Annotated in this window: 9 protein-coding genes and 1 pseudogene; 6 read left to right on the top strand and 4 right to left on the bottom strand. The window is 71.0% G+C overall.

Annotated features, from left to right (window positions below; translation table 11 throughout):
- Positions 1–201: 201 nt before the first annotated feature.
- Positions 202–861 (top strand): annotated as a pseudogene (locus H181DRAFT_RS26560) (response regulator); the annotation flags it as partial.
- 125 nt (positions 862–986) lie between these two features.
- Here the strand turns inward: H181DRAFT_RS26560 and H181DRAFT_RS26555 are convergent.
- Positions 987–2,171: a winged helix-turn-helix domain-containing protein gene (locus H181DRAFT_RS26555; protein ID WP_045866981.1), complete on the bottom strand. Its 1,185-nt coding sequence runs from the start codon at positions 2,169–2,171 to the stop codon at positions 987–989.
- 104 nt (positions 2,172–2,275) lie between these two features.
- The gene (locus tag H181DRAFT_RS26550) at positions 2,276–2,857 is read right to left on the bottom strand and encodes a GNAT family N-acetyltransferase (RefSeq protein WP_045866980.1); all 582 of its coding nucleotides are present in this window, start codon (positions 2,855–2,857) and stop codon (positions 2,276–2,278) included.
- Between the two features lie 172 nt (positions 2,858–3,029).
- Here H181DRAFT_RS26550 and secA point away from each other — a divergent pair, with 172 nt between their 5' ends.
- The gene (gene secA / locus H181DRAFT_RS26545; RefSeq protein WP_045866979.1) at positions 3,030–5,861 is read left to right on the top strand and encodes a preprotein translocase subunit SecA; all 2,832 of its coding nucleotides are present in this window, start codon (positions 3,030–3,032) and stop codon (positions 5,859–5,861) included.
- A 147-nt stretch (positions 5,862–6,008) separates the two neighbouring features.
- Here the strand turns inward: secA and H181DRAFT_RS26540 are convergent, their stop codons facing one another.
- Entirely contained in the window at positions 6,009–6,431 is a 423-nt protein-coding gene (locus H181DRAFT_RS26540; RefSeq protein WP_254666980.1) for an Rv3235 family protein, read from the bottom strand.
- A 586-nt stretch (positions 6,432–7,017) separates the two neighbouring features.
- Between H181DRAFT_RS26540 and H181DRAFT_RS26535 the strand changes: the two genes are divergently transcribed.
- The 4 genes from H181DRAFT_RS26535 to H181DRAFT_RS26520 all read left to right on the top strand — a co-directional run bounded on the left by H181DRAFT_RS26535 (position 7,018) and on the right by H181DRAFT_RS26520 (position 16,178).
- Positions 7,018–7,530, top strand: coding sequence for a DUF6912 family protein (locus H181DRAFT_RS26535; protein WP_045866978.1), 513 nt, complete (start codon positions 7,018–7,020; stop codon positions 7,528–7,530).
- Positions 7,531–7,693: 163 nt separating this feature from the next.
- Positions 7,694–8,380: an HAD family hydrolase gene (locus tag H181DRAFT_RS26530; protein WP_045866977.1), complete on the top strand. Its 687-nt coding sequence runs from the start codon at positions 7,694–7,696 to the stop codon at positions 8,378–8,380.
- A 288-nt stretch (positions 8,381–8,668) separates the two neighbouring features.
- Complete coding sequence (locus H181DRAFT_RS26525) at positions 8,669–13,693, top strand: NAD-glutamate dehydrogenase (RefSeq protein WP_045866976.1); 5,025 nt, start codon at positions 8,669–8,671, stop codon at positions 13,691–13,693.
- A gap of 202 nt (positions 13,694–13,895) precedes the next feature.
- Positions 13,896–16,178, top strand: coding sequence for a hypothetical protein (locus H181DRAFT_RS26520; protein ID WP_139131764.1), 2,283 nt, complete (start codon positions 13,896–13,898; stop codon positions 16,176–16,178).
- Here the strand turns inward: H181DRAFT_RS26520 and H181DRAFT_RS26515 are convergent.
- Positions 16,136–18,721 carry a glycosyltransferase family 4 protein gene (locus H181DRAFT_RS26515; protein ID WP_045866975.1) on the bottom strand — a complete coding sequence of 862 codons (2,586 nt, stop codon included), beginning with the start codon at positions 18,719–18,721 and terminating at the stop codon, positions 16,136–16,138. The two genes, H181DRAFT_RS26520 and H181DRAFT_RS26515, sit on opposite strands and share 43 nt — an antisense overlap.
- Between the last annotated feature and the right edge of the window lie 201 nt (positions 18,722–18,922).

The raw sequence follows: 18,922 nt of genomic DNA, 5'->3' as shown, positions 1-18,922 counted from the left end.
GACCGGGGGCGCGGGCGTGGAATCATGGCTTCACTCACGGCCTCATGGCCAACCGGTCTGCTGTGCAGCGCGGTTGGTGCGGCATAGCCTGCAGGGGGAGGAACGATGGCGGACAGCTTCGGGCCAGCGATGCCTGTGCCTGACGCACACCCGGTACGGGTGACGATGGACGACGGCGACATGCGCGAGCGTCAGCCGCCCGAACCCATCCGGGTGCTGGTCGTCGACGACCATGAGCTTTTCCGCCGCGGACTGGAGATCGTCCTCGCCCAGGAAGAGGACATCCAGGTCATCGGTGAGGCGGGGGACGGCGCCGAAGCGGTGGAGAAGGCGGCGGACCTGCTGCCCGACATCGTGCTGATGGACGTGCGGATGCCCAGACGCGGCGGCATCGAGGCCTGCACCTCGATCAAGGAGGTGGCTCCGAGCGCCAAGATCATCATGTTGACGATCAGTGACGAGGAAGCCGATCTCTACGACGCGATCAAGGCCGGAGCCACCGGTTACCTCCTGAAGGAGATCTCCACGGACGAGGTCTCGGCCGCGATCCGGGCGGTGGCCGACGGGCAGTCCCAGATCAGCCCCTCGATGGCGGCGAAGCTGCTCACTGAGTTCAAGTCGATGATCCAGCGGACCGACGAGAGCAAACTCGTACCGGCGCCGAAGCTGACCGAGCGGGAGCTGGAGGTGCTCAAGCTCGTCGCCACGGGGATGAACAACCGCGATATCGCCAAGGAACTCTTCATCAGCGAGAACACGGTGAAGAACCACGTGCGGAACATCCTGGAGAAGCTTCAGCTCCACTCGCGTATGGAGGCAGTGGTCTACGCGATGCGCGAGAAGATCCTGGAGATCCGCTGAGGCGCGGCGGCCGCGCAGCCTGGTGGCAGCCCTGTACGGGGTGCCCCGGGCGCTGAACGGGCGGCGTCGACGCCCGCGTTTCGAGTGGCCCGGCCAGGGCTGGGGCGGTGATCCCGCCGCGGCTGTCAGTCCACCGGCCCCGAGGGGCCTTCCGCCAGAGCCTTCACCAGCGCTTCGCGCAGTTCGGCGTCGTCGCAGCGCCCGACGCGGACTTCGTCGCATCCCACCCAACTCGCCGCCTCCCAGAGCGCCTTGGCCATGGGGGCGACCGCCTTGCGGCCCGCGAGCGACACCTGGCGCGCCACGAGAGCGGAATTCTCACGCCCGGGGTCGACACGCCCGAGCAGTTTCCCGCCGGCCAGCAGCGGCATGGCGAAGTACCCGTGTATCCGCTTCGGCTTGGGGACGTAGGCCTCCAGCCTGTGCGTGAAGTCGAACATCCGCTGTGTGCGCGGCCTGTCCCACACCAACGAGTCGAACGGCGAGAGCAGCGTCGTGCGGTGGCGGCCGCGCGGGGCGGAGGCGAGAGCCGCGGGATCCGCCCAGGCGGGCTTCCCCCACCCCTCCACGGAGACCGGGACGAGCCCCGTCCCGGGCAGCACGGCCTCCACCTGCTCGCCCTTGAGACGGTGGTAGTCCGCGAGATCCGCACGCGTCGCGACCCCCATCGCCGAGCCTGCCTGGGCGACGAGACGGCGCACGCACTCGTGGTCGTCGATGTCGTCGTGCAGCAGGTCGTCGGGGATGGCGCGCTCGGCGAGGTCGTAGACCCGCTTCCAGCCGCGGCGCTCGGTGCAGACGACCTCGCCTGTGTCGAGCAGCCACTCCACAGCGATCTTCGTCTCCGACCAGTCGAACCACTCGCCGCCGTTCTTGCCGCCGCCGAGTTCCGTGGTCGTCAGAGGGCCGTCCGCCTTGAGCCTGTCCCGGACGAGCGCGCAGGCGCGGTCCTTGTCCTCCAGGACGTGCCACCGGTGGCCGCGCGCACGCCGCTCCCGGCGCCTGAACGCGAAGTGCGGCCACTCCTCGACGGGGAGGATGCAGGCGGCGTGCGACCAGTACTCGAAGCTGTGGCCGTCGCTCCAGTAGGCCGACTCCACCGCCTGCCGGCCGACCGCGCCCAGCCGCGCGTACGGCACGAGTTCGTGAGACCGGGCCAGTACCGAGATGGTGTCGAGCTGGACGGCGCCGAGCCGGCGCAGCATGCCCCGGACCCCGGCGCGGCGGTCGGGCGCGCCCAGCAGGCCCTGCGCCCGCAGGGCCAGCCTCCGGGCCTCGTCGGCGGAGAGCGGGATCTCGGCGGAGTTCATGCGGCACACGATAGGCGGCACCACTGACAGCGGTCCCCGGCCGCACTGTGGCGCCCTCCGGGGCGCGGCAGGGGCGGCCCGCCCCGGGAACACCGCCGCTCAGGTCACCGCGCCGGCAGGTAGGGCTTGTCCATCCGCATGCCGAGATCCGTCGGCAGAAGCGCGGCGACCCACGCGTCCCGCCTGGTGCCGCGGTGCACGATCCTGGCCCGCTGCGTCCCCTCCATCACGAAGCCCAGGCGCCGGGCCACGCCTCGCGACCCTTCGTTGCCGACCTCCGCCACCCACTCAAGCCGCTCGGTCCCCAGCTCCGTGAACGCCCACCGGCACACCTCGCGGCCCGCCTCGACGGTGTACCCCTTGCGGCGCTGCGGAGCGGCCGTCCAGAAGCCGAGTTCGGCCTGGCGTTCCGGAGTGCGCAGGTGAGCGAGGCGGACAAGGCCCATCGAACCCACCAGGGCACCTGTCTTGGTGAAGACGCCGAAGTTGTACATGGTGTCCTCGCGCCAGCCGTCCGCGCTGGCCCTGAGCGCGAAGTCCTCCGCGTCCTTGCGGGTGTAGGGGTCCGGGACCGGTATCCAGCGGGCGATGTCCGGGTCCTGGCAGGCCGTCTCCAGCGCCTCCACGTCCTGCTCGGTGAAGGGCCGCAGGACCAGACGCGCCGTGGTGAGAGTGGTGGGCTCCATGGACCGATTGTGCCGCCGGCGGCCGACCCGCTTCCGGCACCATCCACCGCTCCGAACCGTTAGGGGTACAGGGGCGTACGTCCCTCGCATACGATGGCCGGTGCGGCGAAGACCGTATCGTCGCGTCCGCGCACTGACCGTGCCAGGTTCGACCGGCAAGGAGCCACCCTAAGTGTCCGTCTTCGGCAAGCTCATGCGCGCAGGTGAAGGGAAGATCCTGCGCAAGCTGGACCGCATTGCGCGGCAGGTGAATTCGATCGAAGAGGACTTCGTCGACCTGTCCGATGCCGAGCTCCGCGCCCTCACGGACGAGTACAAGGAGCGGTACGCGCAGGGCGAGAGCCTCGACGACCTGATGCCCGAGGCCTTCGCGACCGTACGTGAGGCCGCCAAGCGGGTGCTCGGCGAGCGCCACTACGACGTGCAGATCATGGGTGGTGCGGCGCTGCACCTCGGCTATGTCGCCGAGATGAAGACCGGTGAGGGCAAGACCCTCGTCGGCACGCTCCCCGCGTACCTGAACGCGATCTCGGGTGACGGCGTCCACATCATCACGGTCAACGACTACCTCGCGCAGCGTGACTCCGAGTGGATGGGCCGCGTCCACCGCTTCCTCGGCCTGACGGTCGGCTGCATCGTGGCGCACATGACGCCCGCGCAGCGCCGCGAGCAGTACAGCTGTGACATCACCTACGGCACGAACAACGAGTTCGGATTCGACTACCTCCGCGACAACATGGCGTGGTCGAAGGACGAACTGGTGCAGCGGGGCCACAACTTCGCCATCGTCGACGAGGTGGACTCGATCCTCATCGACGAGGCCCGTACACCGCTGATCATCTCCGGTCCGGCCGACCAGGCCACCAAGTGGTACAGCGACTTCTCCAAGCTGGTGAAGCGCCTGGAGAAGGGCGAGCCGGGCGACCCGCGTACGCAGAAGCCGGAGTCCGGGGACTACGAGGTCGACGAGAAGAAGCGCACGGTCGGCATCCACGAGGCCGGCGTCGTCAAGGTCGAGGACTGGCTGGGCATCGACAACCTCTACGAGTCGGTGAACACGCCGCTCGTCGGCTACCTCAACAACGCCATCAAGGCCAAGGAGCTCTACCACAAGGACAAGGACTACGTCGTCCTCGACGGCGAAGTCATGATCGTGGACGAGCACACCGGCCGTATCCTCGCCGGCCGCCGTTACAACGAGGGGATGCACCAGGCGATCGAGGCCAAGGAAGGCGTCGAGATCAAGGACGAGAACCAGACGCTCGCCACGATCACCCTGCAGAACTTCTTCCGGCTCTACGACAAGCTCTCCGGCATGACCGGTACGGCCATGACCGAGGCGGCGGAGTTCCACCAGATCTACAAGCTCGGCGTCGTGCCCATCCCGACGCACCGGGCGCTGGCCCGCCAGGACCAGGCCGACCTGATCTACCGCACCGAGGTCGCCAAGTTCTCGGCGGTCGTGGACGACATCGTGGAGAAGCACGAGAAGGGCCAGCCGGTCCTGGTCGGCACGACGTCCGTCGAGAAGTCCGAGTACCTGTCGGAGCAGCTCAACAAGCGCGGCGTGCGCCACGAGGTGCTCAACGCGAAGAACCACGAGCGTGAGGCGGCGATCGTCGCCGAGGCGGGCCGCAAGGGCTCCGTGACGGTCGCGACGAACATGGCGGGGCGCGGTACCGACATCAAGCTCGGCGGCAACGCCGAGGGGCTGGCCGAGAACGAGCTCCGCGCGAGGGGGCTCGACCCCGTCGAGAACTCCGAGGAGTGGAGCGCCGCGCTGCCCGCCGCCCTGGAGAAGGCCGAGCGGACGGTCAAGGACGCGGTCGACGAGGTCAAGGAGCTCGGCGGCCTCTACGTCCTGGGCACCGAGCGCCACGAGTCGCGCCGCATCGACAACCAGCTGCGCGGCCGTTCGGGCCGTCAGGGCGACCCGGGCGAGTCCCGCTTCTACCTGTCGCTGGGCGACGACCTGATGCGGCTGTTCAAGGCGCAGATGGTCGAGCGTGTGATGTCCATGGCGAACGTGCCGGACGACGTCCCCATCGAGAACAAGATGGTCACGCGCGCCATCGCCTCCGCCCAGTCCCAGGTCGAGCAGCAGAACTTCGAGATCCGCAAGAACGTCCTGAAGTACGACGAGGTCCTCAACCGGCAGCGCGAGGTGATCTACGGCGAGCGCCGCCGCGTCCTGGAGGGCGAGGACCTGCACGAGCAGGTGCGGCACTTCATGGACGACACCATCGAGGCGTACGTCCAGGCGGAGACCGTCGAGGGCTTCGCCGAGGAGTGGGACCTCGACAGGCTGTGGAGCGCCTTCAAGCAGCTCTACCCGGTGAAGGTGACGGTCGAGGAGCTCGAAGACGCCGCGGGCGAGCGCGAAGGCATCACCGCCGAGTTCATCTCCGAGTCCATCAAGGACGACATCCACGAGCAGTACGACGCCCGCGAGGCCGAGCTCGGCAGCGAGATCATGCGCGAGCTGGAGCGGCGCGTGGTGCTCTCCGTGCTCGACCGCAAGTGGCGCGAGCACCTCTACGAGATGGACTACCTCCAGGAAGGCATCGGCCTGCGTGCCATGGCCCAGAAGGACCCGCTGGTGGAGTACCAGCGGGAGGGCTACGACATGTTCCAGGCCATGATGGACGGCATCAAGGAGGAGTCCGTCGGCTACCTGTTCAACCTGGAGGTCCAGGTCGAGCAGCAGGTCGAAGAGGTTCCAGTCCAGGAGAAGCCCGAGGTCAAGGCGTCGCTGGAGAAGGAGCCGCAGGAGGCGGTGGCCGCGGGCGCGGCGACGGGCCCGGCTCCGGCCATCCGCGCCAAGGGCCTCGACGCGCCGCAGCGTCCCGACCGGCTGCACTACTCCGCGCCGACGGCGGAAGGCGGCGTCGAGGAGGGCGAGCTGGAGACCGGGGCACCCGGCGAGCCCGTCCGCTCGGCGGCCGACGGCCTGACGCGGGCCGAGCGGCGCAAGGCGCAGAAGGGCAAGCGCCGCAAGAAGTGACCTTCGCGCGCTGACGTGTACGGGCTGGTGCCCGTCGCCCCACGGGTGGCGGGCACCAGCCCGTAGCGCTGTGCGGAGGCGTGCGACGGCCGGACGGGGGCGTCCGTGGGACCCGTCCGCACCGTCCGTGCCGCTGTGCCGGGCTGCTCACGGACGGCTGCGGCCCGTGGACTGGCCGTCGAGTTCGACGGCCGCGCACCGCCACCGGTGGTCGGCGCACAGTTCCAGCCGGAACGCGATGGCACGCTGGCGGTCGCCGGTGACGATGCGTGCGAACGCCTCGATCACTCCGTCGCGGGGCCGGCTGCCGCGGGCGTCGAGGACTTCGGGGCTGGTGCGGTCCGCTCCGCGGGGGCGCAGCGGAGCGTGGGAGGCGAGGCTGGAGAGCTCCTCGTAGGCCGGTCCGCGGGTGTGCTGCAGGAGCGTGTGGACGGGACGCTGCCCGCTGAGTACGAGGAGGAGACGGCTGGCGAACCAGTAGGGCGGCTGACGTTCGCGTTCCCGGGCGGCCGCGGCACGCAGGGCGGACGCCGAGGGACGGCCGGGAGCGGCACCGGGGCGTCCCGTCACGTGCGTCCCGGGACGGCGTGAGTCACGGCGGCCGGGCGGGCCAGTGCGGGCGGAGGGCCTCGGACCGTACGGCTTGTGGCCGCGTACCTGTGCGGTCGCGGGCGCGCTCGTCCCGGCATGGCCGTGAGGAGGTGCTGCGGGGCCGGGGGCGCCCTCTGCGGCGGCTCCGCGGGCGTTCCCCGGGGCGTATGGAGCGGCGTCCGAGACGGGCCGTGCGTGGCTCGCTCCGGAGTCCGCGGCGGTGTGCGGTGCTCGGCCCGTGGTGCCGTCGAACTGCGCGGGCGGAATGGGTGCGGCGTGCATGGATCCCCCGATGAGTGGTGCGTCCGAGAGGCCGGGAACGGGTCTGTACCCGGCAGTAGCTTTCGGGTCGGTTGTACCGACACGGTTCGGGCGGTCGCAACGCGTGACGGGCGGCGGGTCGGCTGCGGAAAGTGATTCACCTATCAGTGGGGCCGTGCGGAGCGAAGGTGACGGGCGCCGTCTCCACCTGCGGCTTTCAGTCAACGTCCGTACGGGGAGCGGCCGCTGCCCGGGCCGTATCCTGACCTGACAGACCGTCCGGCGATACACGAAAGCGGCATCGATGCGTGTCTATGTGCCTCTGACTCTGCCAGCCCTGCGGGACGCGCACGCCGCCGGGGAACTGGCGCCGGAGCCCGGAGCGATCCTCGCCTACGCCGTCACCCCCGGCCTGCGCGAGTGGTATGTCTCCGACGACAGCGAGGAGTTGGAGTACGCGGCCCTCAACCGCGCCGCGCAGGCGTCGCTGCGTCTTCTGGCGGCACGCCCCGACGCGCCGCGGCGCCGGGTCGTCCTCGCCGCCGACATCCCCGACGGCGAGGTGAGCTTCGACCCGGACCAGGTCCTGGACCGGGAATCGCTGGGGCAGGTGCGGATCGGCACGCCCGTGGCGCTGGCGAAGGCGGCGGCCGTCCACATCGACGCGGACGACGCGGCGGCGGACGTCACCGCGGCGGCCGACGCGCTGGGAGCCGCCGACATGGGCGACGAGGACGCACGGTTCACGGTGGACGGCGCCGAGGACCACGAACTGCTCTGGTACGCCACGCAGGAGATCCCGCACATTCTCGGTTGAAGCGGCCTCGGTTGAAGCGGCCTCGGGTGAAGCCGCCTCGGGTGACATTGCCCACGCACCCGGCCTTTCCGCGGCGGGGCGCGGCGGCGGGGTGCACGGCGCGGCGCCGGCTGTCCTGGAACCCCGTGTCGGAATGTCAGACCCCCGACGTACGGTCTTCTCCATGAAACCGGGGCATTCGGGCAGGCGCACCGCCCACATCGTGTGGGACTGGAACGGCACGCTGCTGCACGACATCCACGCCGTCATCGGCGCGACGAACGCTGCCTTCGCGGAGCTCGGCCTTCCGCCGATCACGCTCGAGCGTTACCGGGAGCTGTACTGCGTACCCGTGCCCCGGTTCTACGAGCGGCTCATAGGGCGGCTGCCGAGCGAGCGGGAGTGGGAGGTCATGGACGAGTCCTTCCACCGCCACTACTGGCTGCGGGCGCGGGACGCCGGCCTCGTCGAGGGGGCCGCGGAGCTGCTGGCGGCGCAGAAGGCCGAGGGGCGCACGCAGTCGCTGTGCTCGCTCGCACCGCACGACCGGCTGGTTCCGCTCGTCAAGACGCACGGGATCGACGGCCACTTCGTACGCGTCGACGGAGCGACGGGCCCGTCGGGCGGGGTGAAGGCCGAGCAGATGGCGCGTCATCTGCTCGCTCTGGATCAGGTCCAGGCGGAGAACACCGTGGTCATCGGGGACGCCGTCGACGACGCGGTGGCAGCGGCGCACGTGGGGGCGCGAGCGGTGCTCTACACGGGCGGTTCACACAGCCGGGCCAGTCTGGAGACAGCCGGGGTGCCCGTGGTGGACACTCTGGAGGAGGCGATCGAGGCTGCCGACTGGGCAGCCGGCGTACGAAGATGAGGCGGAACCAGCTGTCCGCTGTCCACTTCGTCCAAGAGTCTCCACTGATTTTGTACACATAAGGTCCATGACGGCCCCGGGCACGGGGGCGATAGCCTACGCACGTGATCAGCGCTATATCCCGCGCGGGCATCGTCGCCCCCGCCCCGTGCCCCCCGCGCGACAGCGCCGGGGCCTCCGCTGGTCGTCTCTCACGGCGCGCGTCGGGCCTGAACGGACATCCCGTGCTCCGATGCCGCGCCTCCGCCATACCGACGTCACGCAACGGCGCGCGACAGGAGCCAGGACATGCAGACCAAGCTGGATGAAGCAAAGGCCGAGCGGCTGGAAGAGGCCGCCCGGGTAGCTGAAGAGAGCCCCGCAGGGGGGGAGCATCCGGCGCGGGGCCTCGAGAACGGCGCACTGCGGGCGTTCCTCCAGCGCTACTACCTGCACACCGCTCCGGAAGACCTCGCCGGCCGCGACCCCGTGGACATCCTCGGCGCTGCCTTCTCCCACTACCGGCTGGCGCAGAACCGGCCCCAGGGCACGGCCAACGTGCGCGTGCACACCCCGTCGGTCGACGAGAACGGGTGGACCTGCACCACGCACACCGTCGTTGAAGTAGTGAACGACGACATGCCGTTCCTCGTGGACTCCGTCACCAACCTGCTCTCCCGTGAGAAGCGCGGAATCCACCTGGTGATCCACCCTCAGATGATCGTCCGCCGCGACGTGACGGGGAAGCTGCTCGAGGTGCTCGACGCGGGCCGGGACAAGCTCGTCCCCGGCCCCGGCGGCGCGTCCGTGGAGGAGAAGCGGGAGCTGCCGCACGACGCGGTCACCGAGTCCTGGATCCACGTCGAGATCGACCGCGAGACCGAACGCGAAGACCTGAAGCAGATCACGAGCGATCTGCTGCGCGTCCTGTCCGACGTGCGCGAGGCGGTCGAGGACTGGCGCAAGATGCGCGAAGCGGCGCTGAACATCGCCGACGAGCTGGAGTCGGAGCCCGTCGCGCACGACGTGCGCAAGGAGGAGGTCGAGGAGTCGCAGGAGCTGCTGCGCTGGCTCGCCGACGACCACTTCACCTTCCTCGGGTACCGCGAGTACGAGCTCTCCGACGAAGCCGACGACGGGGAGCGGGAGTTGACGCTGAAGTCCCTCCCGGGCACGGGGCTGGGCATCCTGCGTTCCGATCCGCAGCACAGCAGCGGTGACGACGGCCACCCGGCGTCGCCGTCGTTCAGCCGGCTTCCGGCGGACGCGCGCGCGAAGGCCCGAGAGCACCAGGTGCTGGTGCTCACCAAGGCCAACAGCCGCGCCACGGTGCACCGTTCGTCCTACCTCGACTACGTGGGCGTGAAGAAGTTCGACGCCGAGGGCAACGTCGTGGGGGAGCGGCGCTTCCTCGGGCTGTTCTCCTCGGCCGCCTACACGGAGTCGGTGCGCCGGGTCCCCGTGATCCGCCGCAAGGTCTCCGAGGTGCTGAGCTCGGCCGGTTTCGCGCCGGACAGCCACGCGGGCCGCGACCTGCTGCAGATCCTCGAGACCTATCCGAGGGACGAGCTGTTCCAGATCCCCGTCGACGAGCTGCGCTCCATCGCGACCTCCGTGCTCTACCTGCAGGAGCGCCGCAAGCTGCGGCTGTACCTGCGCAAGGACGAGTACGGGCGCTACTACTCGGCGCTCGTCTACCTCCCGCGGGACCGCTACACCACGACGGTGCGCCTGCGCCTGACGGACATCCTCACCGAGGAACTGGGCGGCAGCAATGTGGACTTCAGCGTCTGGAACACGGAATCGGTGCTCACCAGGCTGCACTTCGTCATCCGCCTCAAGCCGGGGACGCAGCTTCCGGAGCTGACGGACGACGAGGCCGACCGCATCGAGGCGCGCCTCGCGGAGGCCGCCCGCAACTGGGCGGACGGCTACATGGAGGCGCTGAACGCGGAGTTCGGCGAGGAGCAGGCCGCCGAACTGGGCCACCAGTACAGCGCGAACGCCTTCCCCGAGGGGTACAAGGCCGACTTCCCGCCGCGCGCCGCCGTCGCCGACCTGCAGCACCTCAACAGGCTCGCCCGCGGGGAGAACGGCACGTCGGACTTCTCGCTCAGCCTGTACGAGCCGGTCGGGGCGAGCCCCGGCGAGCGCCGCTTCAAGATCTTCCGTATCGGCCAGCCGGTCTCCCTCTCCGCCGTGCTTCCCGCGCTGCAGGCGATGGGAGTCGAGGTCGTCGACGAGCGGCCGTACGAACTGCGCTGCAGCGACCGCACGAAGGCGTGGATCTACGACTTCGGCCTCCGGCTGCCCGGCTCACACGTGCACGGCCTCGGTGAGGACGCACGTGAGCGCTTCCAGGACGCGTTCGCCGCCGTGTGGACGGGCCGCGCCGAGAACGACGCGCTCAACTCCCTCGTCCTGTCGGCGGGTCTGACGTGGCGGCAGGCGATGGTGCTGCGGGCGTACGCGAAGTACCTGCGGCAGGCGGGGGCGACCTTCAGCCCGAGCTACATGGAGGACACGCTCGGCCGCAACGTGCACACCACGCGGCTGCTGGTGAACCTCTTCGAGGCGCGTCTCGACCCGGGCCGCTCGCAGGCCGGGCACGAACTGACCGACGGGCTGCTGGAGGAGCTGGACGGCGCGCTGGACCAGGTCGCCAGCCTCGACGAGGACCGCATCCTGCGCTCCTTCCTCACCGTCATCAAGGCGACGCTGCGCACCAACTACTTCCAGAACGCGGACGCGGGCACCAGGACCGGCGGGGGGAAGGACGAGTCGGCACAGCCGCACGAGTACCTCTCGATCAAGCTGGACCCGCAGGCGATCCCCGATTTGCCCGCGCCGCGTCCCGAGTACGAGATCTGGGTCTACTCGCCCCGCGTCGAGGGCGTGCACCTGCGCTTCGGCAAGGTCGCGCGCGGCGGCCTGCGCTGGTCGGACCGGCGTGAGGACTTCCGTACGGAGATCCTCGGGCTGGTGAAGGCGCAGGAGGTCAAGAACACGGTCATCGTGCCGGTCGGCGCCAAGGGCGGCTTCGTGTGCAAGCAGCTCCCCGATCCGGCGGCGGACCGGGACGCCTGGATGGCCGAGGGCATCGCCTGCTACAAGACCTTCATCTCCGGGCTGCTCGACATCACCGACAACCTGGTGGGCGGCGAGATCGTCCACCCGCAGGACGTGGTCCGCCACGACGGCGACGACACGTACCTCGTCGTCGCCGCCGACAAGGGCACCGCCAGGTTCTCCGACATCGCCAACGAGGTGGCCGAGGCCTACGGCTTCTGGCTCGGCGACGCCTTCGCCTCCGGCGGCTCCGCCGGCTACGACCACAAGGGCATGGGCATCACGGCCCGCGGCGCCTGGGAGTCGGTCAAGCGGCACTTCCGCGAGCTGGACCACGACACCCAGACGCAGGACTTCACCGTCGTGGGCGTCGGTGACATGTCGGGAGACGTCTTCGGCAACGGCATGCTCCTCTCGGAGCACATCCGCCTCGTGGCCGCCTTCGACCACCGGCACATCTTCGTCGATCCCCAGCCGGACGCGGCGACTTCGTACGCCGAGCGGCGCCGGCTGTTCGAACTGCCCCGCTCCTCCTGGGAGGACTACGACTCCTCGCTGATCTCCGCGGGCGGCGGCGTCTATCCGCGGAGCGCGAAGTCCGTGCCCGTCACCCCGCAGATGCGGGAGGCCCTGGGCATCGAGTCGAAGGCCACGAAGATGACCCCCGCCGAGCTGATGCGGGCCATCCTGAGCGCGCCTGTCGACCTGCTGTGGAACGGCGGCATCGGCACGTACGTGAAGGCGTCGGCCGAGACCGACGCTCAGGTCGGCGACAAGGCGAACGACGCGATCCGCGTCAATGGCGAGGACCTGCGGGTGAAGGTCGTCGGCGAGGGCGGCAACCTCGGTCTGACGCAGCTCGGCCGGATCGAGTTCGCGCTGCACGGCGGCCGCGTGAACACCGACGCGATCGACAACAGCGCGGGCGTGGACACCTCCGACCACGAGGTGAACATCAAGATCCTGCTCAACGCTGTCGTCGCGGGCGGCGACATGACGGTCAAGCAGCGCAACAGCCTGCTGGCCGAGATGACCGACGAGGTCGGCGCGCTGGTGCTGCGCAACAACTACGCGCAGAACACGGCGCTGGCCAACGCGATCGAGGGCGCGGCCAGCCTGCTGCAGGCGCACAACCGGTACATGCGCAGCCTCGGCAAGGAGGGGCGCCTGGACCGCAGCCTGGAGTTCCTCCCCAGCGACAAGCAGATCCGCGAGCGCCTCGCGGCCGGACACGGCCTCACGCAGCCCGAGCTCGCCGTCCTCCTCGCGTACACCAAGATCACGGTGACGGACGAGCTGTTCGGGACCGAGCTGCCCGACGACCCGTACCTGCGGCGGCTGGCCTACGAGTACTTCCCGAAGGCCCTGCGCGAGCGCTTCCCCGACGAGATCGGCCAGCACGCGCTGCGCCGGGAGATCGTCACGACGCTGCTCGTCAACGACACGGTCAACACGGGCGGTTCGACGCTCGTGCACCGCATGAAGGAGGAGACCGGCGCCTCGACGGAGGAGATCGTCCGGGCGCACACCGCGGCCCGCGCCATCTTCCGGCTCGGGGAGATCTGGGACGAGGCGGAGGCGCTGGACAACATCGTCAGCGCGGACGTCCTCACCAGCATCCGGCTCCAGTCGCGGCGGCTCGTCGAGCGCGGCACCCGCTGGCTGCTCAACAACCGGCCGCAGCCGCTGCTGATCGCCGAGACCATCGATCTCTTCCAGGAGCGGGTCGCGGAGGTCTGGGAGGAACTGCCCAAGCTGCTCAAGGGCGACGACCGCGACTGGCACCAGACGATCCTGGACCGGCTCGACGAGGCGGGGGTGCCGTCCGAACTGGCCGTGCGTGTCGCCGGGTTCTCCGCGGCCTTCTCCGCGCTGGACGTGGTGGCCGTGACGGACCGCACCGGGGTGCAGCTCCTCGACGTCGCCGCCGTCTACTACGACCTCGCGGACCGGCTGGGCATCACCCAGCTCCAGGAGCGCGTCAGCGAACTGCCGCGTGCGGACCGCTGGCAGTCGATGGCCCGGGCGGCCATCCGCGAGGACCTCTACGCCGCGCACCAGCTGATCGCCGCGGACGTCCTCTCGGAAGGCGGCGGCAAGGCGACGCCCGAGCAGCGGTACGAGAAGTGGGAGGCGAAGAACCACACCATCCTCACGCGTGCGCGGGCCACCCTCGACGAGATCCAGTCGTCGGAGACCTTCGACCTGGCCAATCTCTCGGTCGCGATGAGGACGATGCGCACGCTGCTGCGCAGCAACCGCTGACGCCGGCGGGCGGGGCCCGGAGCCCCGCCCGCGGACATCCACGACGGCGGCCCCGTGCGGTTCACCCGTACGAGGGCCGCCGTACGTGTCCCCGGACCGGCACCGCCGCCTTGACGGTGCCCGGGGCACGCGTTCGGCCCTGCCCAGGGCGCTGCGCGCTCTCCGACGGTCTTAAGTGGAAGAGACCGTCAAGGGGAGCATCATGCGAACCGACTTGAACGCAGCCCTGCGCGGCCGCCGGCTCTCGCGCCGCACGGCGACCGCCCTGACCCTGCTGGGACTGCTGGCCGCGGGCTATCTCGGCCAGCTGCTGGGCCTCGTACTCGCCTCGGCGGCTCTCGTCGTCGCCGGTGCCGCCCTCGGTGTCGCGACCGAGGCGTGGCTGCTGGGCAGATGGCGTGCGCTGGCCCGGGGTCTGGGCCGTGCGCAGCTCTACCACCCCGTGCGGCAGCTGCTGAGGGACGCCCTGCTCCTGGCCGGGCTCGCGCGGTTGGACGTACTGGGCCCGCCGCCGCAGGCCACGTTGCTGCTGGTCGCGGTGCTGGGCTGCTGGGCGGGGCACTTCGTGTGCCAGGCGGTGGCCGCGCGGGTCCGGCATTCCAGGAGGCTGCCGATCGTCACGCGCAACATCGACGCGTCCTCGCTGCGCCTCGGCCCCGCCCCTCCCGCGATCTTCGGGCGCCTCGGCGCGCTGCGCCTGCTGTCCTGCTCCGCCGTCGTCACGGCGGGACTGGCGGCGACGGCCGTGACGGGCTCGGCGGCGTGGGGATCCGCGGCGGCGCTCGGCTGCTGGTCCGTCCTCGTCTGCGGCGTCGCGCTGCTGGCGGTGCGCCTGCTGCCCGGTCGGCGGCCGGCGGGGGAGGAGGAGGTGCTGGCCTGGCTGGACGGCTGGCTGGACGCGTACAGGCCGACCGTCGGCATGTACTTCTCCGGAGGGGTCTCCTCCGCGTACCAGGCGAACATGTGGCTCTCGACGCTGGAGCAGCTGGGCGGACGACCGCTCATCGTGCTGCGGGAGCGGTTCATGGTGCAGCAGATCGACGTCACCGACGTGCCGATCGTCTGCGTCCCGAAGGTCGCGCATCTGATGCGTCTGGAGCGCTCGTCGCTGCCGGTGATGCTGCACCCGGCGAACTCCGGCAAGACCTCGCAGGTGCTGCGCATCCCCACGATCAAGCACGCCTTCATCAACCACGGCGAGAGCGACAAGCTCTCCTCCTGCAACCCCTACGCCAAGGCCTACGACGAGGTGTGGGTCGCCGGTCCCGCCGCCCGCGAGCGCTACCAGCTCGCCGACATCGGCGTGGACGACGCGGACGTCGTGGAGGTCGGACGTCCGCAGCTCGCACCGATCAGGCCCTGCGCGGGGCCGCCGGCACCGGACGCGCGTACGACCGTGCTGTACGCACCGACGTGGGAGGGGTGGACGGACGATCCCGGCAACACCTCGCTGCCCCTGGCGGGGGAGCGGATCGTCCGCGCGCTCCTGGACGATCCGGGGGTGCGGCTGCTGTACAAGCCCCATCCGATGACCGGTTCGGTGGATCCGGCGGTGGGAGAGGCCGACCGGCGCATCCGCGCGATGATCGAAGAGGCCGTCCGACGGAACCCGGCGGGGCGTGCCAGGCCCGCGGAGGTCGATGCCGCCGCGGCCGAACTGGAACGGCGCACCGCCGAGTTGAGGAGCCTCGCGGGGACGGGCGCCCGCCGCAGCGAGGACGAGGCCGAACGCATGGACAGGCAGCGCGCCCCGGTGGACCCGCCCGCCGCGAGGGTCCTCGAAGCCGTCGAGGCCTGGGAGGAGTGCTTCTGGCGGGCCCACGCCCCGGACGAGCATCTGGTCCTCGCGGGGCCGCGCCCCGGCATCTACGCGTGCTTCAACCAGGCCGACGTGCTCGTCTCGGATGTCTCCAGCGTGGTGTCGGACTTCCTGACCAGCGGGAAGCCCTACGCCGTCGTCAACACCACCGGACTCCCCGAGGAGAGTTTCAGGACGGCGTTCGCGACGGTACGGGCGGCCGCGGTCCTCACACCGGCCGCGGACGGACTGCCCGCCCTGCTGGAGGCGGTGCGGAACCCGGAAGCGGACACCATGCGGGAGGCGCGCGCCGAACTCAGGGCGCATCTGCTGGGTCCGGACGATCCGCCCGCGCTGACGCGGTTCGGCCGGGCCGTGGAGGAGCTGCGGGCGTCCGCGGCGGCCAGCAGGGCCCGCCGTGACGCGCGGCAGCGAGCAGCCGCGGAAGGGCCGGCGGACGGCATCACGGAAGGTATCGACGACGGCATCGCGCAGGGACTCGCGGGAGGACCGGCCGAGCCGCCCGCGGTCGCGGCGGCCGTCGAGGAGCGGTTCGTCGGTGAGCAGTTCGAGGGGGCCGGGTCGGGGAACGGCCCCCGGCCGCGCCCCGAAGCGGCCCCGCCGTCGTCAGGGGCCGCTTCCGGTCAGCTGCTGGCCGACGCGTCCGGCGACGAGGAGGCGCTCTGAGCCCGGGAGCCGGAAGGCGTGCCGCCTGACGCGGTGGGGGCGCCGGTGCCCGGGCTCTGCGCGTCCGTGGCGGCCGGTACGGCCGCGGCGACCCTGGCGGGCTCGTCGACCGGCAGGGGCTGCAGCGCGCACACGAGGTCGTTGGCGAGGGAGAAGTAGAACCACAGGCCGGTCTCGCTCTCGCCGAGCCTGACGCGTGGCACCAGATCGGTCTTCTTGCGGTCGGCCAGGTCGCCCAGCAGGCGGGCGAAGCGGATGCGCGGCGTGCCCTGGGGGCCGGGCCGGAACCACAGGTCCCAGACGCCCTTCGAACCTCCCGAGTCGAGCGCGGCCGGCAGGTCGTAGGGAAGCTCGAAGGAGAGGACCGGTACCTCGCCCGCGGGTGCTGCCGCGGGTGCGGAGCCGTCCGGTGCCGTCGGGGCAGGCGTCCCGGAGGGCCGGGGCCCGGCGGAGAGCTGGAAGGGCAGTTCGAAGTCCGGCTCGGCCTTCGTACGGGAGACGGCGACGATCGCGCCTTCGCCGTCCTTCGCCGCGCGCGCGGCGGCTCCGTACAGCTCGGCGCGTACCGTTCCGGCCTGCCGGCCGAGCTCCACGGAGGTGACTTCGGCGTGCCCCGGCCGGTGCCAGGCGCGCACGGCGAGGTAGCCGTCGAGGGTGGTGTAGGGAACGCGGGGGCCGAGCACGCCGTCCGCGTCGAGGGGCGGGGGCATCGTCAGCAGGCGGGCGGTCTCGACGAGTTCCGACTGGACCCTCTTGCGCTTGCCGTCCGCCACGCGCTCCACGTACGTGTCCCAGCGGTCCTCGGCGAGCGGGTGCGCGGCACGCTCCAGCCGTACCTCGACCCACCCCTCGACGGCCTCGCTGCGGGGAGGGATCGGGATGCGGTGCGGCGCCCCGCTGTCGCGCCGCGACCGCACGAGCAGCACGGACGAGGTCTTCGGCAGCCGCTTCGCCAGCAGCCGGATCACCACCGAGCCGTCGGTGGCGACCCGGGCGCGGCCGAGGGGGCGCCGGAGCTTGGCGGCGGGGCGGGCCGCGCTGCGGTGTGCCCGCCACATGCGCAGCGCCGGGCGGAGCACGGGGCCCAGCGTGCGGAGCGCGAGGCGGCGCATGGGCCGGGAGCTGCTCTGGGGGGCGGCTGCTCCGCCCGCCTTGGCCGGGGGCGTCGCGCCCGCGGGGGACTTCGCCGTGGCGGCGTCCGCGGCGGCGGGGTTTGCGGCGCCGGCGGGTTTCGTGCCCGCCGGCTTCCCGCCGGCGGCGGGCGGGGTCAGGGGCGCGGGTGCGGGAGCCGTGGGGTTCTCCGCGGTCCCGGTGCCGGCCGCGTCCTGTACGGGACGGGCGGCGGTACGTGTCCGGCGCTGGGACGCCAGCTTCTCGAACAGCTGCTCGTACTCGCGGGCGATGCGGTCCGGCGAGTAGCGTTCCGCCTTCTGCAGCGCCGCACGGCTCATCCGGTAGCGCAGCTCGGGGTTCTCGATGAGCTGCATCAGGGCGTCGGCGTACGCCCGCACGTTCGTCTTCTCCGTCGGGCCGAGGGGCGAGAGCAGTCCGTCCTGCCCGTTGCCGATGATCTCCCCGGGGCCGTAGGGGCAGTCCGTGCTGACGACGGGGACCCCGCAGTGCATGGCCTCGACGAGGGTCATGCCGAACGACTCGGCGTCGGAGGAGACGGCGGCGATCGCGCCCTTCGCCCACTCCGCCTCGATCGGGGCGTGCGGGCCCATCAGGAAGGCTCGGTCGTAGAGGTCGAGGTGGTCGATCCGCTTGCGCAGGGCGGCCTGCTGGCGGCCGCGCCCGTAGAGCCGGAGCCGCCAGTCCGGGTGGCGTTCGGAGACGAGGGCGAACGCGTTGATCAGGCGGTCGTAGCGCTTGACCTTGATGAGCCGCCCGGCGGCGACGATCAGCTTGCTGTCGCCGTCGGAGGGCTCGACGTCGACCGCGGGGACGGCGTTGGGGATGCAGGTGATGAGGGCGTCGTCGCGGGCGGTCGCGGTGCCGGAGCCGGTGATGGCGGCCCGGTAGTTCTCGGCGTCGGCGTAGGAGACGGTGACGAACGCGTCGAGCTGGGGGATGGCGGCGTCCTGGTGGCCGCGGACGTGGTCGCTGTGCATGGCGTGGGTCAGGTGCTCCTGGCCGATGCGCAGGTAGCGGTCGCTGCCGTATGCCGCGAGGTAGTCGTTGATCTTGGGGCGGGTGGCGATGACGACGTCGGCGTCCGTGTTCTGCAGGAACTCCTCGACGCGCACGTCGCCCAGGCGGGTCGCGACGCCGCGTTCCAGGTGGTCGGGGCCCTCGGTGAAGCGGACGCTCGGCTGGTGGAAGCGGGGGTCGTCGCCGTCGAATCCGCGGGCGTCCCGGCGCAGCTCCAGCAGGTGGGTCATCGTCACGCGCGGATCGAACTGGAGCGCGGTCTCCCGCACGGTACGGCGGAGGCTGACGACCTCGACGTCGTGGCGGTCGGCGAGGGCCCGGGAGAGGTTCACCGTGGAGCGGATCGTTCCGCCGATCCCGTAGGCGTTGTCCAGCAGAAAGACGATCTTCATGCGGCCCGTTCCTCACTGGATTCACTCGGAAGGCATCTGATCCTTATTGCACCCTAGCGCCTGTATTGTCCATATACCGTGTGAATATAGCCAGCAGGGCGTGAAGTCGACGTGTTATGCGGCCTGATGCCGCGTCCCACCCCTCTCCCGGGCTTGCCTCCCGGCGGGATGTCCCGCCGCCAACAGCAGCTGAACCGCCGG

This window comes from Streptomyces sp. WMMB 714 (assembly GCF_900090125.1).
Classification (GTDB): domain Bacteria; phylum Actinomycetota; class Actinomycetes; order Streptomycetales; family Streptomycetaceae; genus Streptomyces; species Streptomyces daqingensis.
This window is presented reverse-complemented; position numbering and strand designations above follow the sequence as displayed.